5 protein-coding genes are annotated in these 5,395 nt (G+C 42.1%); all 5 read right to left on the bottom strand.

Features of this window, described 5'->3' with window-relative positions; genetic code table 11:
• The coding region (locus CXF78_RS12720; RefSeq protein WP_145991434.1) for a DUF6531 domain-containing protein at window positions 1–2,669 on the bottom strand (2,669 nt) is incomplete at its 3' end.
• A gap of 6 nt (window positions 2,670–2,675) precedes the next feature.
• Window positions 2,676–3,620, bottom strand: coding sequence for a hypothetical protein (locus CXF78_RS12715; protein WP_102037004.1), 945 nt, complete (start codon window positions 3,618–3,620; stop codon window positions 2,676–2,678).
• Entirely contained in the window at window positions 3,617–4,717 is a 1,101-nt protein-coding gene (locus CXF78_RS12710) for a hypothetical protein (RefSeq protein WP_102037003.1), read from the bottom strand. The genes CXF78_RS12715 and CXF78_RS12710 overlap by 4 nt, the downstream gene beginning before the upstream one ends.
• Window positions 4,718–4,738: 21 nt before the next feature.
• A complete protein-coding gene (locus tag CXF78_RS12705) occupies window positions 4,739–5,029 on the bottom strand; it encodes a PAAR domain-containing protein (RefSeq protein WP_102037002.1) in 291 nt (96 codons plus the stop codon).
• A gap of 42 nt (window positions 5,030–5,071) precedes the next feature.
• Window positions 5,072–5,395: hypothetical protein (locus CXF78_RS21450; RefSeq protein WP_180957135.1), on the bottom strand; the 324-nt coding region annotated here is incomplete at its 5' end.

Raw genomic sequence — 5,395 nt, 5'->3', positions numbered from 1 at the left:
TCTTTAAGACTAATGCCACTTAATTGACTGTTTTTATTGTATTGATAATCAATCTGTTGCCCATCAGGTAACGTTAAACGACTGCGTTTACCTGAATCATTATATTGATAGTCAAGTTGCCACTGGCTTTGCAATACACTATTTATACGCCCTTGAGCGTCAAGGTGTTGTTGCACTGTACGGTGTTGGTTGTGGGCGCGAGTTATTTGCCCTATCGGGTTATATTGATAAAAGTTCTGAGTATTCAGTAATGCAGATGTGGCACTGGGCTCAAGTTTTACATGGCTACTTTGCTGATAAATGCGCCCCATTGAATCACGTTTTAGCTCAACAAACCGAATATCACTGTCGTTCACTGCCACTAAATTATCATTGGCGTCATATTGATAATGTTGTTCACGGCCATCAAAACCAATTAAGGTTTTAGGTTGCTCTGTTGCTGTGTATTCAATACGGTACTGCGCCCCGTCACTTCGCTCAATGCGGTTTAAGTTACGTTCTTTATCATAAAAAAACTTCAGCCAACTGCCATCGGCAAAGGTTTGCTGGCGCGGTTGAGCTAAACCGTCATAGTCGATAATGTTATCAATGTACTCGCTATCGTTACTGAGTTCTTGCTCGCCAGCTACATCAGCCTGTTGACGCTGGCGAATAATACGTCCGGCATCATCGTACTGATAGTAATGACTAATGGTTTCTTCAGGTTTGTCTTGGTTATCTTGTGGGTAAGATTTACTTTCGACAATTTGGCCTTTGTTGTCACGAATAAATTCAGTGACCAGACCTTGCGGATTAATCGTAGCGTTAACTCGTCCCAGTCTATCATGGCTAAAACGGGTTAACGCATCACCGACTTGCGTTGCCAACAATTCGCCATCGCGGTCCCAATGGTAGCGATGGACAACGCCATTAACATCGACTTTTTGCGTTAACTGCCCTGCATCATTGTATTGGTATTGTAATTGACGACCATCAAAATTTTGCTCAGACAACAGTCGTCCGGTCGCATCGTAGTGCCTTTTAGCCACTCGGCCAATTGGATCATGGGTAACGATACGTTGCCCTAAACGATTATATTCAAATCGTGTGGTACCACCGTCCGCTTGAATAACAGACAGTAACCGCCCTTGCTCGTTATAGTTGTATTGTATTTTATTATCACACGCATCAACGGTGGCCACTTTACGGCCGACAGCATCATATTGGTGACGTATAACGCTGCCATTGGGATTGTGATGTTCAGTCAATAGCCCTTGTGCATTGTGAATAAAAGTCTCGTGATGACCTAAAGAGTCGGTGCAACAGCTTTTAATACCGTTAACGAGTGGCGTATATTCAAAGTGATAATGATAGATATCATCATCACCCCATTGCTCAATACATTTAGCGCGCTGATCGTGCCCGTTCCACGAAAAGTGATGGCTAAAGCCTGATGCCCGAGTTCTGCGTTGTAATAAATAGGTCGAGGTTCTGCTGTTGTATGGAACATCGCAGTCAGAGGCATTTGTAGCCGACTTCACTTTTACATAACTGTAGCGCTCTACTCGTCCGTTGCTGTCGGTGGCGGCAATAAGGGCTTGATCATCATCGTATTGATAGCTAGCCAACAAATTCTGATGAATTTGTTTGTTGCCTTCGTTATCTAACATGTACGAAGCGACTTTTAACAAATTGCTTTGTGCATTGTAAAATAACAACACGCCACGTTTAGGGCCTGTTGTTATTTGAGTTAAGCGGCCTTGATGATCATAATACAGCTGAAAGTATTGGCCTTGATGATTACTAATCGTTTCAAGCTGCCAAACCTCTTTACCAGCAACGTTTTTTTGTATAAATGCCCAATGGCTGTCATCGGGCTTTATTAATACATGGCGGCCATCGGCTTGATGTACTAGCGACCAACCTGTTGAAAGTTGAATACTGGTTTGCCCTCGTTTAACCGAGTCGAACACATGTACTCGGCCTTCATCGTCGGTTAATTCAAACCAATATTTACCGGGTTTTTTAGGCCCAACTTTCGCTGGCGCTTGATATTGATGATCCAGCTGCACACAAAAGTTATGTCGCCAGCCGTAACCCATACCAACATTGCTAAGAATTTTGCTCGAACGATACAAACGACACCACGTTAGCGGCATTAAGCCATTAAGCTCAAAATCGACTAACGGTAAAATTTCTTCGCCACTTAACATCGATACGGGATCGCTGCGGCACTCTTGCTGATCAATAGCCACTTCCGTCGGGGAATGATTCGCCACAGTCCCGGATTGAACTGACGCAGAAGTTTGTTTGCCCTTATTGGTTTTGGGTGCTTTTGTATTGGTTGAACTCGCGCCTAGAGTGCCCGTTTCAGTTGAATGCTGAATTTGTTGTTTGGGTGTTTCACCATACACTCTGAGTAAATTGCGCTCAATAATGTCACTCAGTTTACGGGTAATATCTCTTGGATTTAAGCTAGCATTTACACCCGCATTCATCACCAGACTGCGCGCGTAAATTAATGCATTACGATCACGGACTAAATGAGGCGAGATTTCATTAATTATCTCACTAACATTATTGTTTTGCTCAAACGTTAATAACTGGAATCCAGCTGGCGTTGACGCACTTGCAGGCACGATAACGATATAACGGTTATGACCTTTAAAATTGAAATTACTGACCGTCATGTTCGTTTATGCCTTCTCTATCCATGAGTACATTGCCAAACCAAGGTGAAGTTGTTGAGATACTTCCAGTTGTAAGCTTGTTCCAGTAGCATTTTGTTGTTGGTAACGGTTATAGATGTGCAGCAAATTATATAACCCCGCCACACAACCGATATCGCCTGTAAAATAACTAGATTGGGAAATTTGTGTATCTTGATCGATTCTGCCGGCTAATTGCTCATAAGCATTAAGCCAGTTATTCGTTATAGCGGCATGGTTGCCGGGTAAATACAATTGAGCAAATACATCCAAGCCTTCAATCTGGCAGGCACGATTAAACAAAGCTTTTATTGTTTGGTTTTGTTGAACAGCACTACATGAATCTTGAAATAAATCCACTATTTCCATGCCTTCGTTTGCAACATTGATGCTGGCCATGATGACCGCTTCAGCAGGACAACGTCCTGTGTCTTGTTGTTGAGTAATCAGCTCTTGGCCATGATTAAAATCCACAAGGTCGAAGAACAAGCTGTCTACGGCAATAAATATTGCACTTTGATTGTCGACAGGCATTGCCTTTAATGCGCTCAAAGCAGAAAAAACACCGGCACTGCCCATAGGAAAAAACCGGCTATTGGGATGCACAAAACAATGCGGAAAAAGTGCATGTAAACGAGTGACCCAATCAACCAGTTGTTGTTTTTCTAGATGAGGTAAAATCCAAAAAATCGCTTGGTGAGAGTAAGGTTGCCATTGAGTTTCATTTTGAATAGGTAATTTATGCAACATATCAATTAGGCGGTTTAATTGAGTGTCAGTAGCAAGCTCGTGCGCCATGACGGCTGCCACCTGCTGACCATCAGATAATTGATAGCTGAAATCGACCCCTTCAGATAAAGGTAAGTTAATTAACTGCTGTGGGTTTTCGTATGACCCTACGACCATATTAATGGCCTCTGCATGCATAATCATAAGGCCACTTTCACACGTTGTGGGCTGCAACTAACCACATTATTCAGCCGAAGCTTATGTAAAAAGGCAATACGCTGGTGCACGGGGCTTGAATGACTAATGATCTTATCAATACTGGTACCATTAACTTCAACACCATCAATCAATCTGACATCTGGCATTTTAAGCGCCAATAACATCCACCGATGTAATAATTTGGCACTGTAAAACTGTAGGTATTCACAACGTTCGACTTCATCTTCTTCAAACTGCCATTGATAAGGCACCGCTTGATCCAGCTCTGGTCCTAAAATAGTCCGAAGCGCTCGAAAAGCCATTAATGTTTGACTAGGTTGCTGCATTGCTCGAGCTAAAAAAGGCACGAATTTACTAAAACCTGAATAACCCATTAACTCAATGACTCTTAGTGTTAAATCGGCATTTTCACTCATTAAATTAAATATTTGGCTCAATATTGCTTCGTCTAACGAAGTAATAAACACTTCAAAAAGCGCACTATGGCAATAGTCTAATTGACAAAATACCCCATAGAGTTTTAACGGTTCGTTAATGTTGACCATCAACATTTCAATATACAAAGATGTCAGTGATGACCGAGAAATGTTGAGGGAGTCAATTCCGTCGGCACGCTTTAAGCGTTTACCTCGATAGATGCAGAATAAGATGTATTGCTGGATTTGTTCAGGCGTTTTGTTGCTGGCTGTAAAATTAACTTTATCAAGATTAAGTTGGCTGGCCATTAATGCAAATGCAGGGTTATAGTGGCCAACATCTTTAATTGTACTGGCAAACAAAGCTTGAACGATACCTGATTGCTTAACTGGCTGAGCCTTATAGTGCAGTTGCAATAGTAAAGATAAGATCACCATTTTGTCTGTTGGGCAATAAAACACATCTGTTTCAAATGCATCGACAATTTCATCACAGGTGTTGGCATTAAGTAATGGCCATTCAGCATCTTTTCTTTGCTGGATCATCTTTAAAATGACCATTAGCGATTGAGTATTATCTTCAATATTTTTTGGCATACACTGAAACGACGACAACATGACATGTCGTTGTGCCAACAGAAGATTAAAACTATCAATCAAATTCATTTACCACAATCCTTGTTTATACTAGCCGATCATTACTGTTGGATTACCCACAATAATTTTTCCACCATGTGCGGTACCATCACCCATTCTGGCGGCTGGTTTTCCGTTAATCAGTACCGAACTCGATCCCGCATTAATGGTATCAGGCGGGCCGACACAAATTAACTTGTCACCTTTGCGCGCTGCAGGTAACGAACCAACAAGGACATTACCTGAGCCCATCACAATGGGACCACCAACATGTGGAACGGGACCGGGATTCATTTTCGGACAAAGATGCATACACGAAATGGTTGCTGCTGGCATTCCCATCAAATATTCCTTTATTTGTTGTAGCGCATTGATACCGGTGGCTTACTGGCTGTCTAACGGGATGACCAGCAAAGCACGCTGTTCAAACGACATCGCAAGAGTGCATATCATTGCAGCTTCAGCTTGTTGAACGGCTGCGTAAGTATCATTATGTAGATAACAGTAAACTTGGTTTAACAGTTCAGGAGAATTCTTCCAACTATGCCTATTAACCAAAAACTGCTCTCCAAATGTAGCACTGACCCAAAACGTCATATTGGGTGTATTAAGGAGTGGGTCATGTGGCTTATCAACCGGTTTGCAGATTAAATGTCGATAGCCAAATTGACAGACAATTTCATGGCCTCGACAAAATGGCCCTGCTAA

Source organism: Shewanella sp. 11B5 (genome assembly GCF_002836795.1).
Lineage (GTDB): Bacteria > Pseudomonadota > Gammaproteobacteria > Enterobacterales > Shewanellaceae > Shewanella > Shewanella frigidimarina.
The sequence above is the reverse complement of the archived record's forward strand: the minus strand, read 5'-3'. Positions and strand labels throughout refer to the sequence as shown.